Below are 23,608 nucleotides of genomic sequence, written 5' to 3'. Positions count from 1 at the left end.
ATCTGCTGGGGTTTTTTATGGCATCTATTCTTGTGTTTTAAAAATTACGATAGGTCACACCTAGAACATAAGATGGGCCATACTCTTCATACTGTGCGTTGTAAGAGCGGCTGCCATGATAGCGGTAGAAGGGCTCATCGTTGATGTTGATAGCGTTAAAGTGGAACTGAAGGTTTTCGTTTACTTCGTATTTAGCGCTTAAATCGATTTGCAAATGCTCGTCTTGATACAAATCATTAGCGGCATCTTCGTAGTTAAGCTCCATCAAACGCTCACTTTTGTAAGCGGCAGAAACTCGCAGGCTAAGCGGGCCTTTTTCATAACCCAGTACCAAGTTACCCACGCGATCGGCTTGTTCGGGTAATTGGATATCGGTATTACGATCAGGGTTTTCACCTAAATCCAATGTGGCTTCCGAGTCTGTAAAGGTGGCATTGGCTTGCAGCAGTAAGCCGTTAGCAAAGTGCTTGGTGTAGGTGAGTTCTAAACCATATAGATCGGCTTCGTCACCATTTTGTGGCTGAGTGATTTCGATATCATCGAAGTTTACACCAGGCGCATAAAGCGCAGCATTTGCATCACTACTTACATCGGCATTGAAAATAAAGTTGTCGATTTGCTTGTAAAACAATGCAGCGCCGAAGGCACCAATGCCATTATCTGGGTAGTACTCCATCGATAGATCGAAGTTGTTGGATTCATACGCTTTAAGCAGAGGATTGCCGGCTTCAACCTGTAGCTCATTGTCTTCCTGATCAATTTCGATCTTATCGGGTGACGGAGTGATATCACCAAAAGAAGGTCGTGAAATTGATTGTGAGAAGGCTGCGCGTACAATCATTTCGTCGCTAAAGCGGTAGCGCACATTAACGCTAGGTAAGAAGTGACTGTAATCACGCTCGTAATTGGCTTTTACGATTTCAGCTTCTTCACCATCAAGTAAGCGAGCATTGTAACCTTCGGCACTGAAGTCAGTGTGCTCGTAGCGTACGCCATACACAAGGCGCCAATCGTTGATGTCTACACGGCTCATGATGTAGGCCGCGGTAACGTCTTCATTCGCAATGTAATCACGCGCGGAGCTCACCAAACTCTCGGCCAAGGCTTCTTCGTCCTGAAGGGCGGTATTACCTTTAATCTGACCATTTATTAAGGCGTCAATGGCGGATTTGTTTAGGGCTGGGCCAAAGTTACCGATAGCGTAGTTCAGGTTGCCGTTGATAAAGGCGTCCATGGTTGGATCGTCGATATCGCCAAAGTCATTGTAGATATCGGCATTGACATCATCAGTCTTTTCGCGCTCGCTGCGTTTTAAACCAAATTTGATATAGCCGGGGTTTTCACCGAAGTACATATCACGGGTGATATCCAGCTTAAAGCCCTGTTGCACATCTTCGGTGTAGTTGTTTTCTATAACCACTTCATCGAGTTCAAACTCGGATGCATCAAAGGCTTCGTCCGAGGCAAAGATGCGTGGACTGCTGCCCAAAGAGCTATAGCCCATCTCGCTGATGTTCTTTTGCTTAAAGCCAGTATCACGACGATCTGGCTCGTTTTCCGAGGCTTTTGAGTAAGATAGGTTATATTCTAGGGTCCAGTCGTCAACGATATTGCTACCGCCAAATACTACCGAGGTGATCTTCTGCTCTTCGAAGCGATCTTTGAAGTCACGCTCCATATCGCCTTCGTCCCAAAGCGCTGAGTTGCTATCTATGTTTAGTAGATCGCCTTTATCAAACTTGTATTTGATACGTTGACGAAACTCTTGATCTTCAAAGTGGCTATACAAAGAACGCATATAGTATTCAGATAGCTCGTTCGGACGCCAATCCAGATTAAGAGCTACGCCTAAACGCTTACGGTTTACAGTGTAATCACGCTGCTGAAGCTCCTTAACACCACGCACGCCTGAATCTTCAATGTCGGATTCCCATTCGCCATCGCCTTCAATAACTTCAGAACCGAAATCTCGATCTTGCCAGCTGACAGCGGCAGCAACGCCAAGCTCGCCACCGGCCACGTCGAACACGTTGGTGAAGCTGCCGGCCAGTTTAGGACTGGTTTCTTCTTCCAGATCGTTATAGTTGCCTTCGGCTTGTAGTTTGTAACTCATGCCATCGCGATCAAAGGCTGATAGGCTTTTAATTTCGATGTTCGCACCAATGGTGTCACCGTCCATATCTGGGGTGATGGTTTTGGTGACTTCCAAGCTTTCTAGCAGGCCAGAAGGAATAACATCCAATGCCACAGAGCGGCGATCACGTTCTGGGGCTGGAATGTTCACGCCATTGATCGAGGCACTGTTAAGATTAGGGTTAACGCCACGAACACCTACAAAACGGCCCTCGCCTTGGTCGCGTTCGATAAATACGCCCGGTACACGCTGAAGCGCTTCAGAAACGTTTTCATCTGGGAACTGACCAATTGAGTCAGCCGAAACAATCGATTTGAAATTATCCGCTGCACGTTGTTTATTCAAGGCGTTGGCCGCACCTGCGGCTTGACCAATTACGATCACATTATCCATCTCGCCAACGTCATCACCGATGCGCACCGCTTCGCTAGTGGTTTTGTTATCAGAGATGCTGATTAGCTGTTGTACGGTTTCCGCGCCTAGGTAATCCACCACTAGGGTGTAGTCGCCAGCCGGTAGATTGTTGAATGAGAAGCGCCCGCCATTTTTGGAGCTGGATTCCAGTTTCAGCTCTTTAATTTTTACAATCGCGCCATCAAAGTAAACGCTAGAAGTCGCATCACTGATGCGGCCCTCTAAGCGGCCATCGGCCATGCTATTCATCGAGAAGATGAAACTCCCCGCTGACATTAATGCTATTGCTTTTAGTGATTTATTCATGCTGTCCCCTGTTTATCGATTGGCCAATTGATGACTACCTAGGCCTATTGAAGCGACGTTTTTAGTCGTAATTCTTAAAAGTATCGCGCCAGTCTAAAAAGGACAGGTGACTATTGGGTTACGCCTATATGTAAAAATGATGACAGATTTTTTACTGAAAACAGTTAATGAGATGAGAGACAGAGGGCATTGTTTAGCTTGTTGCAGGGCTTTCATTTAGCTGTCATAAAAATATCAAATAATATTCAGTTTGGTGATGTTCTGAATAAAAGGTCGGCGCAAGAGGCTAGGGCAATAGGGTTATGATGAAAAAGATCAATCGACGTGGTTTTATCAAGGGCAGCGCAGGTATTGGTGGTTTGGGGATGTTTGCCGGTAGCCTAACAGGATGCAGTTCTTACCCTAAGTTGGAATTTAGTGAAATCCCCCACGCTCTTGATCAGCAACATCATGTCGCTCCCAATCATAATGCCCAAGTATTACTGCGCTGGGGTGATAGTTTGCTTTCCGATAAGGAATTCAACCCCAGTGGTTATACAGCTCAAGAGCAAGCTGAGAGTTTCGGATTTAATAATGACTTTATCGGATTTATGCCCTTAGAGGACGAAGATCTGAGCTCGAGCGAAAACTACAATAGCGGAAATAGTGAACGTGGTCTCCTGTGCATTAACCACGAATACACCTTACCCCATTTAATGTTCCCTGGTTTTAGTGATGAGGAAGACGGCATTGCCAATGCCAGTCGTGAGCAAACTGAAGTTGAAATGCAGGCTTGTGGTCATAGTGTTGTAGAGGTTGAGCTAAGAGGGGATGAGTGGCGAGTTAACAGGCGCAGCGATTACACACGCCGTATTACTCTGGACACCCCTTGTGAAATAACCGGCCCAGCAGCGGGCCATCCTCGCTTACAAACGATGGCGGATCCCAGCGGCAAAAAAGTGCTGGGCACTGTAGGGAATTGCGCTGGAGGCAAAACGCCCTGGGGTACAGTGCTGATCGCTGAAGAGGGCTTTGGTGGCTTTTTTATGGGTAACCGAGACACCTTAAACGAGCAAGAGAAAGATAACTTCGAGCGCCTAAGTATTGGTGGTGAAGATAGCCGGCGCTGGGGTAAAACTGCTTCACGATTTCATATCGAGTGGGAACCCAACGAGGCCAATCGCTTTGGTTGGATGTTGGAGTTTGATCCCTACGACCCTACATCGATACCTAAGAAGCTCACCACGTTGGGACGCTTCGAACATGAAGGCACCACCATTGTGGCAAAACCTGGTGAACGCATTGCCGCTTATACTGGCGATGATGATGAGTTTCAGTTTATTTATAAGTATGTCTCCCATGAAGAGTACAAACCTGAAGCTGAGCACCTTAATCGCAGCCTGCTGCAAGAGGGTATTTTATACGTTGCCAAATTTAATGAAGACGGTAGCGGCGAGTGGCTGCCATTGCTGCATGGCCAGGGAGCATTAACAGAGCATCAAGGTTTTGCCTCTCAGGCTGATGTGCTTATCGAGTGCCGCCGTGCTGCGCAGCTGATTGGCGCTACGCCTATGGATAGACCGGAAGATATCGAAACCAATCCGGTTAATGACTGTACCTATGTCATGCTCACTAAAAACAAAAAGCGCAAAAAAGGTGATGTTGCCAATATGCGCCCGAAAAATACCGCAGGACATATTCTCGAAATCTTGCACCCAGGTGTTGACGGTAAGCGCGATCATAGCAGCCAAACATTCCAGTGGAATACTTTCGCCCTAGGTGGTCATCCCAATAGTAATAAAATTAATGATCGCGGCTTTTATGGCACCGGCCCAAATGGCGAAACAGTTTCGGAAAATGGCTGGTTTGCTTGCCCCGATAATTTAGCATTCGATCCCAAAGGTAATATGTGGGTAGCCACCGATGGCTGCGAAGCCTTCCAATGTCACGATGGTTTATGGGCAATGCCCACCGCTGGCCCATATCGCGCCATACCCAAGCACTTCTTTGGCTGTCCTCAAGGTGCAGAGCTCTGCGGGCCAGAATTCACCCCAGATGGGACTACCTTATTTGTCGCCGTTCAGCACCCAGCGGATGTAGAAGGTTCAAGCTTTGATAAGCCGGCGCACCGCTGGCCTGATTACGATGAGAGCTTGCCACCACGGCCCAGTGTGATGGCGATTAGGCATAGGGATGGGAAGATGGTGGGTGAGGCTTAATAATCTATGGAGATAAGGCTGGGTTTTAACCAGATATTATTTCAACGATGATATTTTTTACCCGGAAAGATTTACTGGGTTGTTGGCGCTTTAACGCAGTGTTGATCTGTCAGAGTTCTATTTGTTCAAGTTGTCTAAATCGAGAGCCGCGCCCCGATACATAATTGAACAACACGATACCCCAAAAAAAGATCGGGATTTTTCAAGACTGTGATAAAGCATTTGGTTTGTAAATTATCGAACGCAACGCCTCAAAGACGTTTCTCAATCTACTGTTAATCATGAAACCAGTTATCTAAGGGCGGTTTTCTCTGAGCTTGATCGACTTGGAATATATGAGAGTGTTAACTCTCTATCTAAAGTTCGTACTTTCAAAGAGCAAGAGCGGGAGCTTGCCTTTCTGGAAGAAAATCAGATTAAGCTACTTTTAAAAGGGTGCGATAACTCTACTAACAATCATTGCGGTATTGTTGTTCGAATTTGCCTATTAACTGGCGCGCGTTGGTCTGAGGCTAATAACTTAAAACGATCAGGACTAATGAATAATGCAATACGGTTTTCAGACACCAAAAATCGGAAAATTCGTGCCGTTCCTGTGCTTGATTGGTTAATAGATAGAATTAAAGAAGTTTCCTTTCCGGGGCCAATGTCTCAACTTTTTGCATCTTGCAAATCTGCATTTCGGTCTGCAATTGATCGCTCAGGGATCGAGACGCCAAGAGGGCAAATGACCCATATACTTCGCCATACATTTGCTAGCCACTTCATTATGAGTGGAGGTAACATACTCACGCTACAGCGGATTTTGGGGCATTCTGACTTAAAAATTACAATGCGGTATGCACACTTGCCTCCAGATTATATGCAGCAGGTGATAGATCTAGGGCTTGCCTCGATTTGTCGTGGTTAAATCTAGTTGTTTTCGGTAGGAGTAGAGTTTTGAATAGAAGAGTTGTGGTCAATTTTGAAGCGATCGTGAACAATCTCAGAGCATTTTCGCCTGATATGAGTCAGCAGAGAATTAACAAGCTTTCTCAGGCCTTAGAGACCATACAAAAAAGAAATCTCATGTGTCAGTATTACTATTCAGAGTTGTATGATTTCATCAATTCTGATTTTGGTTTGCTAAAGGATCGTCTTTCGCATTCTGGTCAAGATGAGATTGGTTACAGGGTTTTTTATGAGTCGCATTTTTTTGGGTTTATTTATACCCTGCATGCGCTAGTTGATTCTCTGCCATATATGTTGAACATTGCTCTGCACCCTATTTACGCAAATTTTTCAATTGAAAATAGAAGTGTTGGTTGGAAAGATTGTTTTCTCGAGCAGTACGCACCTTCCAGCTTGGGTCCTTGTCTCCGGTCCTTTAGGGAGATTGATGAATTTGAGGAATTGAAACGGATCTGTAACAGCGCGAAGCATCGGCTTCCTGGTAGAATTGCAAATACTGGCACGTCGCTTGAGTTTTTTTATCAATATTCAGGGGATGAGCAAAGAGAGCCTGTCCTAGATTTGATAAATCGACTTCACGATGTTCTTTTGACTGCTGTAGTTGAATTAGTTGAAACTCTAATAGAATTCCAATCGCAGAGCTTTAAAAATAGGGCTCTTCATCATTAACCGGGGACACCGGCATTCATTAAAATAGATTTGCGAAGATCATTTTAATGGAGAAACACCGATGTCCCACGCAGCAACCATTGTAGGCATTTCTGAGCTCTTTGTAGAGAGGGTTAATCGTCATGAAGGCTTGATAATGGTGTGAAATCGAAATGAGGTTCAGTGGAGTCACAATAGGGGGCAGTAGAATCACAAAAGGGTTTAATGGAATCACAATAGAGTTTAATGGAATCACAAAAGGGTTTAGTGGAATCACAATAGAGTTTAATGGAATCACTTGCCGAGAGAGTGAAAAACGAGCAGTTTAGATGGGCTAGGCTAGCCCTTTGTGGGCTGTGGCAGCCCTCTATGGGCTGGTTCCGCCCGCTGTGGGCTGTGATAGCCCAGTGTGGGCTGGCTCAGCCCAATAAAGGTTTGCAAGAAAAACAGTTTTTTTAAAAAAAGGTCCCGAACTACCTCTCGCCCTTATATTAGTTACATAACCTTATAATAATTATAAAATTTATAACATGCAATGCAATAAGTGTAAACAAAAAAGAGCGTGCACGCTCTTTTTTGTTTGAAAAGTGCGCGAAAATTTCTTGTAGGAATGTGGATATTGAGGATTGATGAGTACAATTCAGGTCTGGATAGTGATCTTGCCAATAGTGCAGTGGATAGTGATGTTATGGCAAAGGCTGTGCCAGGGGTTGGCGTCGTATCTATTCTGCTATTGCCTTACGTGCTTCAGCTTAAAGTATCCTTCTCTCAAGTACCGGAGACTGTAACTCGTTGAGGGACGCCAGGTTAATTAATTCTCATCTGTTGGCTGATGACAATTGTTTTGTAAATCTTCTTATTGAGATTGAGAATGGATTTTTCAATTGCTTTAGGAACCCTGTGCCTTATGATAGAAATGGCTCAGTTGGACCAGCTTAGGTACTTCTCCAGAACTTGCAGCGCCAACGCACTTACATCCGCATATCGGGCTGGTATCTGCAGCCCCAAAGAAGTCAGGCAGGCGATTTTGCCTGACTTTAATACTTCGGCAGGAGTATTTGCTAGTACTTGCTATGACTTGGCTGATAAGGCTTGGGTGCAGAGTGATTTGCGTCATCGATTGAAGCGTGACCTAGGGCCACTTGATGGGATTCCGGTTGTTATCAAAGATAACTTTCATATTGAGGGCTACACGACCAGCAGTGGTTCTCTTGCCATAGACTCTAAACGTCAACCTTCTAGCTCTGGTTTCTGTAAGAAGCTGCTTGAGCATGGCTTAATCCCGATGGCAAAGTCAACTATGAGTGAATTGGCGTTTTCTGGCGTAGGTATTAACACGGTCTTTGGTACGCCAGAAACGGTGAGTGCTGGTAAGCGGCATATCCCGGGGGGCTCATCAAGCGGGTCTGCTGCTGCCGTCTCAAGCGGACTCGTCCCCATTGCTATAGGTACGGACACTTCGGGATCAGTTAGAATTCCAGCGGCAGTTCAAGGCATTGTTGGTTTTCGGCCGAGCTTCGGGGTGCATGATATTTCAGATATACAACCATTATCCAGAACGCTCGACACAGTAGGCTTCTTTTCTAGAGATGTCAATGATAGTGTGACTATCCATACACTCTTGTCATCGGTGGAGCGTGAATTCTGTGAGCAGCTAAAGCCCAGTGCTATTGAACTCATCGTGCCAGATCACGACGTAAGCAACGCTCTTGACCCAAAAATTAAATCGAAATTTTCAGCACTGGTCAGTGGTCTCAGCAAGATAGGTTTTCGCATTAAGGTTGAATGTGTACCTGAATTTGATGCCGTAAGTGAACTGTTCTCTAAGTATGGAACACTGGTGTCTCATGAAGCTTATGAAAACTATGGGCACCTACTTGAGCAGAGCCATGATAACTTGCAGCCTTTTACTCGCCGCCGGTTGTCCAAAGCAAGTTTGCTAAAGGCATCGACAAAAGACATTTTACTGAGTAGCCGTCGTGAGCTTATAGAAAGCTTATCAGAGTTACCTAGGCATCAATTCTTTATATTTCCAACGATCCCTGTTGAACCTGTCGAGTTAACAAGGGTGCTAAAAGATATGGATTTCCATGAAAGCTATAATCGACAAATACTGGCAAATACCATGCTGGGTAGTTACTTAGATATGCCAGGGATATCGATCCCAATCAAAAAGAACAATGGGGCGCAACCATTTGGATTGCTATTGTCGTCTGCTCAAAATCGCGATTTGCCTTTGCTAAAGGTCGCAAAATTAATTGAAAGTTTCGTTTGATTAGTCGTGTATCAAGCGCCTTACGCAAAAGTACTTGCCATCCAGGCATGAGCTTAATCTTGAAATTTAGAAATGTGACAAATAATATAGTAAGTTGGAGCTATCTAGAGTGTAGAATAGTCATGTGTATTCTAATTTAAAGCCACCCTTTTGGAGGGGCTATATAACAATTGCAGTGCTTGGAGGACAATAATGGATAGACTTCCGCAACTTAGAGGGGTTCAAGCATTTGTGGTCGCTGCTAAGCACCTGAGTTTCAAGAAGGCCGCAGACGAGTTGAATGTTACGCCAACCGCCATAAGCCATAATATAAAGTCATTAGAAGAGGAGTTGGGCGTAAAGCTTTTCAATAGGCTGACACGCTCCTTAAGCCTTACCAACGAAGGAAAAGCTTTTGCTCCTTTAGCTACAGAAGCTTTTCTAAAACTGCATGAAGCAGTTAATGCTTTGTCGGTAACCGAAGGTGAGGGCCCCCTCGTAGTTACTACTACTAAGTCTTTTGCCGCTAATTGGTTGGCCAAGCGAGCTCATAGATTTTCTAATCTATACCCTCAGTATAATCTCAAGATAGACGCCAGTGATAAAGTCCGAGAGATTACCTCAAACAATGTCGATATTGCGATTCGTCATGGTAAGGGAAGCTATGAAGGCTCGCATTTTGCTTGGATACTTAACAACTTCGTTGTTCCGGTTTGCTCACCAAGGATGTTTACCAATCGAGCAGATGCCAAACTTAAACCTGAGGAATTACTGGAATTTCCACTAATTGTTTATGAGTGGACTGAAAATCAAGATGCAGATGACCCCACATGGGAGATGTGGTTTGATTTATCTGGCACTGCATCGACGAATGCGAACTTTGCGGAGACCTATAGTGAGGAATACATTTGTCTTCAAGCTGCTTTGGATTGTAGAGGGATTGCACTTTGCAGCACTGTAGCGGCGTCTTCTTATCTAGAGTCAGGTGAATTAATTATTCCAACAAATGTTGATTATTTTCTCAAAGATAAGAGTTTCTACTTGGTTTGTGAAAAGAGCCATGCCAGTAAACAAAAAATTGTAGCGTTCCAAGATTGGTTGTTAGATGAAGCCGATCGATATAGAGACAGCCCAGCGGCGTCTCTAATCGATACTGGTGGCTACTGATCTAAGCCTATAGGGCGACTCTCGCAGTGGTTGTACAGGTGCTCCCATGGAGCAACTTGCTCTAGGGCCTCGCTCAGAGCAATCACGGTACCATCATCGCCAGATTTGCCCATGATGTGCAGTCCCATGGGTAACCCCTCTGAGCCCAGTCCGGCGGGAATGCTCGCCGCAGGATGGCCAGTGAAATTTGCAAGATAGGTTAAACACCAGCCAATTAGAGGTTCCACCTTTTCACCATTTAATTCGATGGGCCCTTTAGTGTCACCATTGCTATCATTAAGGACTGGAAAGCAAGCTAGGGTTGGGGAGATTATTGCATCATAACCTTCGAATACGGATTGAAGCTTCTCAAATATTTCTGATCTTACACCTTGGTCACGATAGTAGTCGCGCATGTTCATAGAGTTGTTGACGTAATCGTTCCAACGCAACAAATCTGGTGGAAGTTGATCTGGATTTTCGAGTAAATCTACGCCAGCCTGCTGTAGGCTATCAAGTACATGGGTGTTTAATGGCGCCATCAAACGACACCACAACTCTCCGAGTTCGAAATGATCGTAGCCTAAATCGATATCTACGTTTTCTACAGATACTCCAGCTTGCTTGAGTTTTTCCGCAGTAGCTCGTACACCAGCGCGGATTTCTGGATCCACGGGAAATACGCCGAAATCTTCGGTGAACGCAACCCTCAAGCCTGTGACATCTTTGCCGAGATGTGATTGCAGATTCTCTTTTGGCACGACTGTAAGCGGATCCGCTGGGTGTGGGCCACATAAAACATCTAGTGCAATTACCGCATCTTTAACGTTTCTTGTGATCGGACCCATGTGGATAAAGGGAGTAGTTGCACCGAAGGCGTTTGGGCGAATAAGAATTGGAGAGCGCCCAAAAGACGGCTTGAAACCGTATGTGCTGCACCATGCAGACGGAATGCGTATCGAGCCTCCTGCGTCGGTGCCTTCTGCTAGGGAAACCAGACCGTCAGCTACCGCTGCGGCACTGCCCCCTGATGAACCGCCACTGTTGCGGCTAAGGTCAAAGGGGTTTTTAGTTGGGCCAAATAGAAAATTGTCGCAGGTTCCACGAAAACCAAAGGTCGGGCTATTTGTTTTACCGACGATAATTGCGCCGGCAGCCTCCATGCGCTCGGTAAAGGCACACTGATTTTCGACAATATTGTTTTCTAAGGCCTTTACGCCACCGAGAGTTGATACCCAGCCAGGTTTGAAGTCGAATAAATCCTTCATGGCTATGGGAACCCCATGTAAAGGGCCTAATGGCGAGCCATCTAGTACCATTTGATCGGCTTTTTTGGCAGCGGCGAGAGCTTCGTCAAATGCAGTAATAACAAACGCATTCAAAGACGGGTTGCGCGCATTTATGCGATCTATTGTCTCTTCCATTAAGTGGACAGCTGATAGCTCTCCAGTGCGAATTAGCTCTGCAAGTTCATGTGCTGGCTTATATGCGTTAGATTTTTTCATTTTTCACCTACCTGAAAAAAGGCCAGCAAAGGCGCTGGCCGGTTTCTGTATTTAGAAGTAAACGGACGCGGAAATACCGAAGGTACGAGGCTGACCATAAATGTTTAGCAGCCAACCTAAGGTTGGTAGGTCATTTACATAAGTGCGATATTCTTCGTCAGCAATATTGTGACCATATAAGCTGAACTCATATTTACCGTCGCTGCTGGACATAGTGATTCGAGCATTATGCAGCCAGTAGTCCTCTTGCAGATTGGAGGGCGCATTCACGGTCTCTAAATACTGATCGTCTCTCCAGCTCCAGTCCGTCGAAATAGCTGCTGTCCAATTTTCGTTGAGTTCAGTTTCATAGCGGAGCAAGCCGTTAAAGGTATACTCAGGTGCATTAACCGGTGTGTTTCCGTTCAAGCTTTGGCCGCCAGCGGTAATATTGCTGACGATTTCTGAATCTAACCAGCCGAATCCGAGTTGTAGCTCAAGTTTTTCTGTTAGCAGAAATTGGCCATCTATTTCAATACCTTTGGTGTCGATTTCCGCCGCATTTACTGCGATGGGTAAAGGAGCATTGGCGTTGTCTACATTGACTATGCCGTTTTCAAACTCATAAATAAAACCTGAGACGTTTAAGCGTGCTCGGCCATCCCAGAAGGTGGTTTTAATACCGCCTTCGTACGCAGTGATCTCTTCTGGCTCGAGTGAGGTGAAGCCCTCTTGGCGGGATACAAACGTTGCGTTGAAACCACCGGATCGAAAACCGGTAGAGTAGTTAACAAATGCCATGAACTGGTCAAATTGATCGAGTTCTGGCTCCCATTTGGCACCAAGTTTATAAGTTATGTTTTCATCATTACGTTTTCCACCACCGGCTACCTCGGAGGATGTGGCAGCGGTACCAACGATGACTTCAGGAGCATCACGACCGCCTAGAGAGCGGACCAGGCCAGTACCGAAGTCAGTGCCGCCGTTGATCTCCACATCTTCTTCACTCCAGCGAACTCCGAGAGTTAATGCTAAGCTTTCTGTTAACTGAAAGTCGTTGTGAGCAAACAGTGCTACAGCTTCACTGTTTTGATTAAATTCCGAGAAAAATCCGGGTGCTGTTCCTCCTAGGATACGGAGATATTCAGCTTGATAAAACTCATCGTCTAGGTAATAGAAACCAAGAACGTAGTTCCACATTCCATCATTGTCAGACGTTAATCGAAGTTCCTGACTAAAGGTTTCTACTAGATCGTAGTAGAATATTTCTACTCCTCCGCCGGGCGTGCCATCAGCGTCCTCTTGCTGATCACGCACAAAATCCTGGTAAGAGCTTATTGAAGTAAGCGTTGCCCAACCAAGGTCATGATCAATACGCAGTAGAGCATTCTGAGCTTCGTTATTTACAATATGCTCGGTACCCCCGTTAGAGGTGAACGGATCACTATCACCAGGGTTTAGTCCGTCTATGCCGCGAACACAGTTTGAAGTGCCCCCGTTAACCGTACCATTTAGATACTCGGAACAAAATTCAGGGCTGCCAGCTGCCAAAGATTCAGGAGTAAAGATGCCAGCTCCTTCATAAGGAATAAATGATGAACTATCTTCCCCATAAGACAGAGATAGATTTACATCAGTTGCATCAAAAGACCATGCTAGCTGAGAACGCAATGCCCACTTGTCGATCTTACCCTCGTCATCGCCACGGGTAAGATTGTCGTAATAGCCTTTATTCTGCTTGGTGCTAAAGCCGGACAGTCTGAAGTTCAAGCCCTCTGAAAGCGGCGTGTTGATGTAGGCTTCGGTTCTTACGGTTTGATAATCGTCGTAGCCAAGCTGCAAGCTGGCTTCAAACTCATCGCCAGGTTTGTTGGTGAAAAAGTTAACGGCACCACCGGTAGCATTACGGCCAAACAACGTTCCCTGTGGTCCTTTTAAAGCTTCTACTCGTTGTATATCAAAAAGCATTAAGCTTGTGGTAAAGCCTTTGGAAATATAGCCTTCATCTAGATGGACTGCGATAGGTGAATCTAAATTGCTGGAAAATTCGTTCACGCCAAGGCCGCGAATGTTGAAGTTTGTTGGGCCAAAGCCGTGATTGACTTGTACGTTGGGGACGTTAGCAGCAATCTTAGTTATATCATCAACATTGGCTTCCTTTAGTTCGTCACCGGTTAACGCAGAAACAGTTAAGCCAATACTCTGAACTGATTCAGAGCGTTTTTGCGCAGTCACCACGACTTCTTCTAGTGCAAAGTCTTGCGCATTTGAGAACGCTGATGAGCCCATAATGATGGCGCATGATATAGCGGATGAAAGTCGATATTTTTTATGCATTATTAAGCTGGACATATTTATTCTCCTATTATGAACTTAATCATTATTGCTATAGCGAGATTTAAAGTTCGGATTCAAACCCTGCAAATTAAATATATATAAATTGAAAAATCAGACATGCGAAATAATTTCAGCCTATGGATGAATAAAATTTGCACTTTATAGGTCTGGAATTTGAACATTGTGGTAATAGGGGAGTGTATCTTTTCGTATGTTCTGCAAATTATCCTGGTCTTGTTGTGCAACGTACCCAGCTATCTCCGAGAGCGTTGCAAACCAACAGTCATTACGATCGAGTATGGACTCTAGCCATCTCTCGACCTGTGTCCAACGGGTCAGCCGACCTGTCAGAAAAGGGTGCCAGATAGACATCCAGAATCCACGGGCTTGGTATTGTGCTTCGAATTCTTCCCAAAAACCTGCAAGTCCAGTTGAAGCGGCCTGGACATGCATCATGTAGTCTATTTCCGGGTAGTGAGCGAACGGAGGCCAATCATCATTGGCCCAGTGGACTGGCAACTCGACCAGTTGTCGCCCGTCCTTCTGTAAAATGTAGGGTATATCATCAGCCATCATTGAACTTTCGTACAAGAATCCATGTTTCATAAGTAATTCAATAACAGTATCGTTGACATTGTAGACGGGCGCCCTATATCCAACCGGCTTACTTCCAGTCAAGGATTGGTGAACTTCAAGGGCTCTCTCGAACCATTCTATTTGCTCTTCGGGTGAGTGTCGGGTGGGATCTTCATGAATATAACCGTGGTGAGCGATTTCATGCCCACCCTCAAGTATAGATTCAACCATCTCAGGGTATTGCGACATGCACCAGGCTGGGATGAAAAAGGTCTGCTTGATATCAAATTTCTTGAAGGTATCAAGTATTCTAGGAATGGCTACCTTAGGTCCATATTTTCCCATCGAAACTGGGCATAGACGATCAAATCCATCCTTTGGACGAGATATGTGGATTAAGCTATCTGCATCTATATCGAAAGTAATTGCGCAGGCGACTCTTGCCCCACCGGGCCATTTAATTGGGTTTGCGATCATCGTAAGCTCTCCTGTTGTAGAGCCTACGATGCTCGATGAAGCAAAGAATTCTTACAAACTAAATTTCTTTAGCTGATAATGATAAAAAGCTCATCTATCGATGTCTGAAGAGATTTTGAAATTAAGAATTCACACCAGCAATCTTGTTCTGCCCTACTGGCATCAATCCAAGTTGAGTAAATAGGCCCATAGTGTCTTCATGGTAGAAATACTGAACGACTTTGCCGTCCTTAAACTCGAAGATCTCTGCACCAAGAATATCAATTTTTCGACCTGTTCCAGGGATCCCGTAGAAGTCACCAAGATGTGTTCCAGTTAAACGAAATCGGCTCGCTACTTTGTTGCCTTCGGCAATTAATTCTAAGGCCTCTTCGTGAATGTCCGGAAAAGCTTCTCTCCAAAAAGATACTAGGGTCTTAAAGCCTTCTTTTCCTTTTGGCCAGTCCGGAAGAAACTGGTCATGCTCGACATTATCATCAAAGATTTTGTCAATTTCGTTCATGTCGCCATTATTCCAACAAATACCGTAAATATTGGCTACCGTTTTCTTGTTTTGTTCAGGTGTGCTCATATTGTTTTCCTCGTGTGAATTACTTCGTGTATTCTTAGTTTGAAACACAAAACTCTAAATAGCTTGGGTTCTTGCCATCACCATTAACCGGGGTTACATCTTGTGGGCATGCAGACATCGCAAGTAAGCAATCTCCATGAATTCTGAGTAGTACACTGCTGTTTTCTCCCGATATTGGTGGCTCAAAACTGAGGTCATTCGAAGTAGAAATCGGGACATTCATCCATAGGTTAAATGGATCGGGGACCAGTGGTATTTCGTGCCCAATGACTTGTGTTGCCATTCTAAGGTTATCGGTGCAGTTATCGTGATAACCCTGAACGCCTAGCTGTTGATAGCGGTGATGGTCGCAGGCTGCTATGAGAGTGTCATGCGAGATTGGAGTGTCACTATCCTCAATAGTAACCATATGATTTCGCAAGTTGCTAACTAATGTGTCTCCAATCTCTGGAATTAATTTTTTTAGATGTGTCCGGCTATGGCTCATTGACAGATACTCGTTAAGATTTCCTGTACGAAAGGCCCAAAAATCACAGACTTGATACCCGCTTGGATTATCGATCTTGATTAGATCGCCATCTTTCACAGAGACTGCAATGCCACAGCGTGCCGGTATTCGGTATGTTTTCCCATATATTGGCTCACCGGTTGCTGAGATGGAGGAGTTGAGTGTCGCGTTCGAGCCATTGGGAATGTGAGGCTGGTATGTCATGATTCGTTCTCAAAAATTACTAGCGGCTTATGTTAGTAGCGCGCCGCGATCAGCGTTGATCGCTTGGCCCGTCACATTAATCGAGTATTTTGATGTGAGCATTAAATAGGCAAAGGCGACGTCTTCAGGTGATTGCACCTCGCCGAAGCACTGTTCTTCGCTTAGCTCTTTCAATAATGCCTCCTCACTGCAATTTTTTTCATTTGCCAGGATTCTTAATGACTCCATGGCTGGGCCAGTTTTAACCCAACCAGGACATACTGCATTAACACGTATTCCATGAGGGCCTAATTCTTTGGCCAAGGTACGCATTAAGCCAAGGTTGGCGTGCTTGCTGGCGTTGTAAGCTGCGAAGTCTGGTACTGCTGTTTTTCCCCAAATCGAAGATGTGATAACAATTGAGGAACCAGCAGCCATTCTCTGTCTAGCAAATGCTATGGTTAAATACGTTCCGGTGATATTAACTTCAGATATTCTTTTGAATTTCTCAAGGTACACATTCATTGGGCCATCAATTGGTGTCGCAGCCTCGATACCTGCGTTGGCGATAAGAACGTCAATACGCTCGATGTCAGAGAAGGCCCGCTCAACATGATTCGCGTCACTAATATCACAGTGTATCGCTGTAACCTTAGCTTGTGTTTGCGCTGCGATGGCTTCGGAAGCTTCCTCAATCCTAGGGTTTGCATCGACAAGAAAAACATTCGCGCCTTCGCTTGCATACGCAGTTGCTACAGCTCTTCCAATGCCGCTAAAACTACCGGTGACTACTACGTTTTTATTGGTGTATTCTCTCTGCATGTGCATACCTTTTGCAGGGTTAAGGTTCTAATACATTGCTGCGCCGCCATTGGGGCTTAAGCATTGTCCTGTAAAATACGAAGAGTCTTCAGAAGCTAAGAATAACGCTGTTGATGCGATCTCACTGCATCGACCAAAACGCTTCATTGGATTATTGAGCTCCATGGCTAGCTCTTCTTCGTGCATGATATTGGGGTCACACATTCGTGTGCTAGTTGGGCCTGGCGCTATAGCATTAACCCGAATTTTGGGAGAAAATTCCCTTGCCCATGAGCGTGTCAAGCCAATAAGAGCAGCCTTAGAAGCGCAGTAGGCGCTGTTATTTGCACGCCCAAGATATGCCAGTTCAGAGCTGATATTGATAATGTTCGAGCTTACGGTTGCCTCGAGCATGCTAGGGATTGCACAGCGACTCATGTTAAAAGCGCCCCTAAGGTTGACATTCATCAGTTCATCGAATTGATCCATGGACGTTTCTTCGAGAGGGGCATTATGAGCAACGCCAGCATTGTTAATTAATGTATCAATACTGGAAAAACGGGATAATGTCTGCTCCACGCAGGCCTCTATGTGTTGATCGATTCGAACGTCACACTCAACAATAAGGCACTGGTCTGCATAGCTTTCTAAAATTAGCTGGTCGTCCTTGACTAAGTAATCTTCTGCCAAGTAACTGACTACTACATTGGCGCCTTCGCTTAAGAATCTTTTGGCAATGGATAGCCCAATGCCTCTAGAAGCGCCAGTAATTAGGGTTGTCTTGTTCTTTAGCTTCATTTCTTTCAGCCAGTCAGTGAATTTGAATAGTTGCGAGCTAAGTGTTTTAACACAATCTAATGCTATCTCTTGGTTCTGATTCTTTCAGTCAAATTTTTCTCAGCCTTTTGATGAATGACTTTCATCTGCACATGTTATAAGCAGCGTGTAAGATGCCTGCAATTCAATAATAACGAGGCGAGGTTTATATGGATCAAGAAATAGTACACAGTGGAAGAGTCAGTAAGCTTGATCACTTGGCGATGACTGTCCTGTCCTGCGTCCCCTTGTTGTCGATTTTGTTCCTAATGTGTGTCGATTGAAGGGGGGCTCGATTATGCAAACAGTTTCCGGAAACACATTGGCGCCCATAGCTCCGTCAGATAGAGATGCTGGTTTTGTATCCTTAGTCCTTCTGTGGGCGGGAGGCAATATATTGTTGGCCACCTTTATGGTGGGAAGTTATTACGCTGAAGGGCTCGGCTTTTGGCCTATGGTACTTATCTCCATAAGTGCTAATTTATTCGCTTATGGGATTTGTGCGATTTCCTCCCAAAGAGGTGCGAGATACGGTTTGGATGAGGTTGTGGCTCTCCGGCCAGCTTTCGGTATGAAGGGCGCTTATTATGGGGCCTTTGTCTTAATCTTTATTAATTTCGGCTGGATAGGCCTATTGTCATCGATGACAGGTACTGCGGCGGTCAACGCAAGTGAGGTCTTTCTCGGAGAATCCTATTCATTTTCTGGCAATTATACGGCTTATGCGGTTGGTGGTGGACTTCTAATTCCTATGTTTTTGGTGATGCTTACACCGAAAGCCAGTTTCTACCTGTCTACCGTTACTGTGCCAGTACTTGGGGGCTTTTCACTATATATACTTTATAAGATTGTAAACAGCGATCATATGGCGGCTGTTACGAGCTTTGAGCCCACTGGAGCAGTGGGTATCGCCTTTGCGGTCGAAACCTGTGTGGTTTGGGCTGTAGCTTGGCAACCTTATCTAGGTTCATGGAATAAGTTTGCATCCTCAGAGCGCAATGCCTATTGGGGAACATTTGTCGGTTTGGCCTTTATTGGAATTTTATTTGCGATTACCGGTGGCATCGCAACTTTAGCTACAGGTGAAATTGACCCAGCGGTTTGGGCGGTAAAGCTAGAGTTGGGACTGGTCTCGATGATTATTATTATCCTGGGCACCATCACTACCAGTTCTTTGTTGCTTTATGCTGGGGTGATGGCTTTTATGTCAATATTCCCTAAATTCAATTACAAGCTGAGCACTGCTATCGTCGCTTTGCCTTCTTTAATCTTCATTTATGATGCTGAGTTGCAGAATTTATTCGGTATTATCCTGCTATTCGTTGGTCTTCTAGCGGGGCCGTACTGGGCAATATCCATAGTTGATTATATGGTTCTGCGAAAGGGTATGATCAATGTTGAGGCTTGTTTTCAGGATCGAGGTATCTATCGTTTCTACAAGGGTTTTAATATCTACGCTTTTGTTGCCCAAGCTTTGGGCATGGTCGTGTGGTTGTTTCTTGGCGGTTGGCTTTCTGGTTATGCGCTACTAAGCTTTAGTTTGGGAGAGTCGGCGTTTTCCTATATTAGCGCTACTATTCCTTCGATGCTTGTGGCCGCTGTTGCATATGTTGTGTTAGTAAGGTTATTGCAGCCAAAATCTGCGCAACTTAGTGAGTCCTACGAATAGTATTCCCGTGAAGCTCCAAGCAGTAGAGCGTTCTTTACCGCCACTAACTGGCGGTTTTTTTATTTTTTAGCTTTCTTCTCCAGCTTAAGAGTTATTGAGAAATGATGGTGGACACCTGTAATCGTCTGTCAAAAATCAGTTTTAGACGTTTTGTTACTTACATAGTGAGCCAGAATAAAAGATTGTTGAGGTTGATGTATGATGACACCGGACGAGAAAAATATCTTAGAGCTTTTGCAGAAGCAGTATTCTGGCTTGTCTTGGGATGAGAGTCGCCCAGCAAACTGGGAGCTTTTCTTATCTGGTTTCCACCCTGAGGGGAGAATAATTCCCTCTGCTCGACCTATCAAAATTATGAGCCCCCAAGACTTTGTCGAGCGCATGTCAGGTCTTAAAAAACGGGGCGTACTTCGTTCATTCTCGGAACAGATTAAGTTCTATGATATACAGGTTTACGGCAATGTCGCCTGCGCCATTGTGGGTTGTGAAATGACAGAAAATAAATTACAAGTTACTCATGACATTAGTGTTATTAATTTGTTGAAAGAACAGCGATGGGTAATTATTTCACAGTCTTGGACATCAGTGAGCGAAGAGGATTGCCATCTATGTGGGCCTTGCCGCGCAGGTTTGTGACGCAAGGGAAAATTGCTTCAGTGGCTACTACGGCCTTAGTTTGACATAGATAATTAAGTTTTTTTCATCTGTTTCCTTAAAACTTCTCAAGCAAAAATTATCCAGGCAAGACCTATAATGGCCTCTGCAAATGGTATGTTTAAGTATTTTATCTGTGACTATTTGCTAGGCATTAGCATATTTAGAGCTGATGAAACCTTAGTGCTGTTTGTTGTCGGTAGCCCCAAGGCTATTATAATCCTTATACAATAGGTGAAAAATCATGAAGATGCTAAAAGTTATTACAATTTCAGTCATGAGCTGTCTATTTGCTTCGAGTCTTGTGTTCGCTGAGTCCTCCCTCTATAAAACAATCGATAAGCATAACAATATATTGGCACAGGCCATTATGCAGGGTGATATAGAGCTTCTCAATGATTCTCATACCTATACTGACGATGCCTACGTATATGCACCTAGCGCGCCTACAGTTCACGGTAAAGAAGATATTCGTTTGTTCTGGGAAGGCGCTATCAAGGCAGGTGCCAAGCATGTAAGTCTAGAGATTCACGATGTGCAGCAATCGGGTGATTTAGCTTATGCTACGGGCACATTGAAATTTGTTGACACCAATGGACACGTGAGCGATAGCCGCTATTTGCTAGTATTCAAGCAGGAAGATAAGCAGTGGAAGCTTCACTTGGATATGTGGACGCCCTCGGCCGTAGCTCAATAATACTATCGAAAGCTACACCGTCCTAAGTGGCAGTGTCCATAAGAGTGCTGTAGATAATGCAAATCGATATTGGCTAGAAATGCAGCGTCAATTTGCAGTGGGCGGTGTGCAAGCTATTCTCTCTTTATTACTTGCCGACTATCAATAAGACTAAATCTGTCGATAACGAGAAATGGCCCGTCAGGGCCAGCCGAAAAAATATGATACGTGGTTTTTTTCGGCCGCTAGGTGCAGATAGAGCAATAAGCATAATTTTTAAAGCATGATCCACTATTGAATTCATAAAGCATTCGCTTGGTGGTGATAACTTTTCAGCTAAGGAGTAGTGAATGAAACCAGGTGATGATATCGAACTACCCGAAGTAAGATCCGAAAGCAGCCTTAGCAATAGCTTCCTCGGTGATATTGTGGAAATTGCCATTGTAACTCCAGATGCTGATAAAACTATGCAGGGTCTAGTTAATTTGGGGATAGGGCCTTGGCGGGTTTACACTTTTTCCCCGGAGAATACGACGGAACAGACCTATCAGGGACTCCCCGCTGAGTTCGAGATAAAGGTGTGTTTTGCGCAAAGTGGCAATGTCATTTGGGAGTTAATGGAACCCCTATCTGGCCCCACTATTTTTGCAGATTATCTAAAGAGAAACCCCGGTGGGGGGATTCAACACATTGCTTATGATTGTGGTGATACTCCCATGGTAGAGCGATTCTCTGAGTTTGAGCGGCGAGGCTATCGCTGTGTCCAGTCTGGTAAGTGGCTGGGAGTTAATCATTTTGCGTTCTTCGATACTGAAGATGACACGGCTGCCGTGTTTGAGACGTATTACTTTCCTAAGGATTTTGAATATCCTGAGCCGGATTATTGGTACCCTTCAATGCCTTTTCAGGCTAATAAGAAAACTTAATTTACCACCTCTCCAAAGAAAGACTGGCCTATTGTAGGTCATGACTTGGCTGATAGGGAGGTAACTCCCGTCAGCCCTTTTTAATGCTCTAATGAATCTCGGTATCTACCCATTCGACGAAGTGTTTTGTAGAAATTTTTCTAGATTTTGATTTGTTTTGGATTAGACGATAATGATAGCCTGGCAAGATAGGCCCTTCAATGCGAGCAAAAATATCAGAATATTCCTCTGATTCCACAATCGTTCTGCTTAGCAGTGCGGCGCCATAGCCCCGCGTTAAACTATCTAGGGCAAGGTTATAGGCGTCCAATGACATTCGTTGGAATGTCTTGTAGCTCGAAATTTTTGCGAGTTCAAACCAACGTTTCCAACTAGGTGCGTTTAGGTCAGAACGCTCCCAGCGCACGTCGATCAAGCGTTTTCCCGCTATGGTATTGATATCTTGAAGAGGCTCTTTAGTTTGCAACAATGCGCTACTGATCACAGGGATGTAATGCTCTTGAAAAAGGTAAACGGAATCATCATTTTCGTTTTTTTCTCCGTAGCGTATAGCAATATCGATTTCATTGCTGTCGAGATCAACGCAATGTTCGGAAGAAAAAATATTAACATTATATTGCCCAAAGCGCTCATAAAATGAACCTAAACGAGGCTGCAACCAGTAGCGAGCAAACTCACGAGTGGTGCTAATGTTAATAGTGTTATCGCTCTGAGAATCATAAGTATCATCAAATGCTGCGGCAAAATAATTCATTCCCAAGGTCACATCTGGCAGTATTCGGCTGCCATGGTTAGTCAGTTGTATAGTGCGACCAGATCGATCAAACAGTTTAACCCCCAATTGTGATTCTAAGTGGCGAATTTGATGGCTAATTGCTGTTGGTGTAACTGACAACTCTCTGGCCGCCTCGCTAATACTCAGCAAACGCGCTGCAGACTCAAATGCACGAATAGCATTCATGGTTGGAAGGCGTCGTTTGCTCATAGGCTGACCAGCGTATCGAATTAATGCTTTGCTCATTGTGGTAGGGCCTTGGTGCAGACATTAAGGCCCTAAATAAGAAAATTATTATAGGGTAAAATACGCTGAATGCTAACTGCCCAGAGTATACTGAGCTCTTATAGTTAAAAATTCAGGACTTAGCTGAGGATCTTCTTTACCTGTGCGGCTATATGTTCCCCCAGTAGTTGATGTTGCCGCAAGCTTAGGTGGATGCCATCAATAGCCCCAGAGACCTCAATAACCTCGCTACTATCGACGACAGGGATGTGTTGGCTACTGGCCTGTTGTTTAATCTCAGCGGCTAAGGCCCGGGATTTTTCAGCGGCCCCGGCGAACGCGGCACGAAAGCCCTCATGGGAAATGTCGCCGATCACAGCGGGACTTACGATTAACACCTTAGGGGCCAGGTATTCATAGGCAATACCATAGTCGCTTGCGCCAGCCAATGCTGCTAAATTCACAATCGCCGCGGCGACGTCTTTCGCTTCGCGTTGGTACTCTGCTTTTAAATCATTGGTGCCAAGAGCAATGACAATCAGATCCAAAGGCATTTCTCGGGCGATGGCTTGAGGTAAAAGGCGCTCTCCGTTAAGCATCTGCCCGGCAACAGTATTCCACTGGCCAGCATCATCAAGGTTAGTGGTGCGCGAGGTTAGGCCGTCTACGCTAACTTGAAAATCATCCCCTAAAATATTGGCCATAACACCGGCCCAACGCTGTTCATCAGGGTAACGGGTACTGGGAAAAGCGTGCTCTACACCAATCCAGCCCCAAGTATTGGAATCACCATAAACCAGCACGCGTCGTGTGCTGCTGGCTTTGTTCGCATTGTTCATGTCGTGAGATCTCCTTACTTATTGAGGGTGGTAAAATCAT

General features: G+C 44.9%; 19 protein-coding genes. 9 read left to right on the top strand and 10 right to left on the bottom strand.

Annotated features, from left to right (window positions below; all coding sequences use genetic code 11):
* Positions 1-37: 37 nt before the first annotated feature.
* A complete protein-coding gene (locus Q1A41_RS12400) occupies positions 38-2,854 on the bottom strand; it encodes a TonB-dependent receptor (RefSeq protein ID WP_299979327.1) in 2,817 nt (938 codons plus the stop codon).
* Positions 2,855-3,156: 302 nt separating this feature from the next.
* On the opposite strand from Q1A41_RS12400, the gene Q1A41_RS12395 reads away from it, so the two are divergent.
* The 5 genes from Q1A41_RS12395 to Q1A41_RS12380 all read left to right on the top strand — a co-directional run bounded on the left by Q1A41_RS12395 (position 3,157) and on the right by Q1A41_RS12380 (position 10,072).
* Positions 3,157-5,052: a PhoX family phosphatase gene (locus Q1A41_RS12395; RefSeq protein ID WP_299979324.1), complete on the top strand. Its 1,896-nt coding sequence runs from the start codon at positions 3,157-3,159 to the stop codon at positions 5,050-5,052.
* A 220-nt stretch (positions 5,053-5,272) separates the two neighbouring features.
* Positions 5,273-5,962: a tyrosine-type recombinase/integrase gene (locus Q1A41_RS20395; protein WP_363322398.1), complete on the top strand. Its 690-nt coding sequence runs from the start codon at positions 5,273-5,275 to the stop codon at positions 5,960-5,962.
* A gap of 29 nt (positions 5,963-5,991) precedes the next feature.
* The gene (locus Q1A41_RS12390; protein WP_299979321.1) at positions 5,992-6,672 is read left to right on the top strand and encodes a hypothetical protein; all 681 of its coding nucleotides are present in this window, start codon (positions 5,992-5,994) and stop codon (positions 6,670-6,672) included.
* Between the two features lie 850 nt (positions 6,673-7,522).
* On the top strand, positions 7,523-8,926 hold the full coding sequence (locus Q1A41_RS12385; protein ID WP_299979318.1) for an amidase family protein: 1,404 nt from the start codon (positions 7,523-7,525) through the stop codon (positions 8,924-8,926).
* Positions 8,927-9,118: 192 nt separating this feature from the next.
* On the top strand, positions 9,119-10,072 hold the full coding sequence (locus tag Q1A41_RS12380) for a LysR family transcriptional regulator (protein WP_299979315.1): 954 nt from the start codon (positions 9,119-9,121) through the stop codon (positions 10,070-10,072).
* Here the strand turns inward: Q1A41_RS12380 and Q1A41_RS12375 are convergent.
* The 7 genes from Q1A41_RS12375 to Q1A41_RS12345 all read right to left on the bottom strand — a co-directional run bounded on the left by Q1A41_RS12375 (position 10,066) and on the right by Q1A41_RS12345 (position 17,786).
* On the bottom strand, positions 10,066-11,556 hold the full coding sequence (locus Q1A41_RS12375) for an amidase (RefSeq protein ID WP_299979313.1): 1,491 nt from the start codon (positions 11,554-11,556) through the stop codon (positions 10,066-10,068). The genes Q1A41_RS12380 and Q1A41_RS12375 overlap by 7 nt on opposite strands.
* Before the next feature lie 51 nt (positions 11,557-11,607).
* The gene (locus Q1A41_RS12370; protein WP_299979311.1) at positions 11,608-13,887 is read right to left on the bottom strand and encodes a TonB-dependent receptor; all 2,280 of its coding nucleotides are present in this window, start codon (positions 13,885-13,887) and stop codon (positions 11,608-11,610) included.
* A 144-nt stretch (positions 13,888-14,031) separates the two neighbouring features.
* Positions 14,032-14,925, bottom strand: coding sequence for a polysaccharide deacetylase (locus tag Q1A41_RS12365; RefSeq protein WP_299979308.1), 894 nt, complete (start codon positions 14,923-14,925; stop codon positions 14,032-14,034).
* A gap of 121 nt (positions 14,926-15,046) precedes the next feature.
* Positions 15,047-15,496: an ester cyclase gene (locus Q1A41_RS12360; protein WP_299979306.1), complete on the bottom strand. Its 450-nt coding sequence runs from the start codon at positions 15,494-15,496 to the stop codon at positions 15,047-15,049.
* Positions 15,497-15,530: 34 nt separating this feature from the next.
* Positions 15,531-16,208 (bottom strand): urea carboxylase-associated family protein, encoded by a 678-nt coding sequence (locus tag Q1A41_RS12355; RefSeq protein WP_299979303.1) that lies wholly within the window; start codon positions 16,206-16,208, stop codon positions 15,531-15,533.
* A gap of 27 nt (positions 16,209-16,235) precedes the next feature.
* Positions 16,236-17,009, bottom strand: a complete 774-nt coding sequence (locus Q1A41_RS12350) for an SDR family oxidoreductase (RefSeq protein WP_299979300.1) — start codon at positions 17,007-17,009, stop codon at positions 16,236-16,238.
* 27 nt (positions 17,010-17,036) lie between these two features.
* On the bottom strand, positions 17,037-17,786 hold the full coding sequence (locus Q1A41_RS12345) for an SDR family oxidoreductase (protein WP_299979297.1): 750 nt from the start codon (positions 17,784-17,786) through the stop codon (positions 17,037-17,039).
* Between the two features lie 316 nt (positions 17,787-18,102).
* On the opposite strand from Q1A41_RS12345, the gene Q1A41_RS12340 reads away from it, so the two are divergent.
* The 4 genes from Q1A41_RS12340 (at position 18,103) to Q1A41_RS12325 (ending at position 21,729) form a co-directional block, all read left to right on the top strand.
* Positions 18,103-19,473, top strand: a complete 1,371-nt coding sequence (locus Q1A41_RS12340; protein ID WP_299979294.1) for a cytosine permease — start codon at positions 18,103-18,105, stop codon at positions 19,471-19,473.
* A 198-nt stretch (positions 19,474-19,671) separates the two neighbouring features.
* Complete coding sequence (locus Q1A41_RS12335) at positions 19,672-20,109, top strand: hypothetical protein (protein ID WP_299979291.1); 438 nt, start codon at positions 19,672-19,674, stop codon at positions 20,107-20,109.
* A 262-nt stretch (positions 20,110-20,371) separates the two neighbouring features.
* Complete coding sequence (locus tag Q1A41_RS12330) at positions 20,372-20,824, top strand: DUF4440 domain-containing protein (RefSeq protein ID WP_299979288.1); 453 nt, start codon at positions 20,372-20,374, stop codon at positions 20,822-20,824.
* 329 nt (positions 20,825-21,153) lie between these two features.
* Positions 21,154-21,729, top strand: coding sequence for a VOC family protein (locus tag Q1A41_RS12325; protein ID WP_299979285.1), 576 nt, complete (start codon positions 21,154-21,156; stop codon positions 21,727-21,729).
* A gap of 88 nt (positions 21,730-21,817) precedes the next feature.
* Here Q1A41_RS12325 and Q1A41_RS12320 read toward each other — a convergent pair whose 3' ends face one another.
* Positions 21,818-22,750, bottom strand: coding sequence for a LysR substrate-binding domain-containing protein (locus Q1A41_RS12320; RefSeq protein WP_299979283.1), 933 nt, complete (start codon positions 22,748-22,750; stop codon positions 21,818-21,820).
* A 119-nt stretch (positions 22,751-22,869) separates the two neighbouring features.
* Positions 22,870-23,568, bottom strand: a complete 699-nt coding sequence (locus tag Q1A41_RS12315) for a GDSL-type esterase/lipase family protein (protein ID WP_299979280.1) — start codon at positions 23,566-23,568, stop codon at positions 22,870-22,872.
* Between the last annotated feature and the right edge of the window lie 40 nt (positions 23,569-23,608).

This window comes from uncultured Pseudoteredinibacter sp. (genome assembly GCF_947502065.1).
In the GTDB taxonomy this organism is placed as follows: Bacteria; Pseudomonadota; Gammaproteobacteria; order Pseudomonadales; family Cellvibrionaceae; genus Pseudoteredinibacter.
Note: the sequence above shows the minus strand (reverse complement) of the source record. Positions and strands in the feature narration are given on the sequence as shown.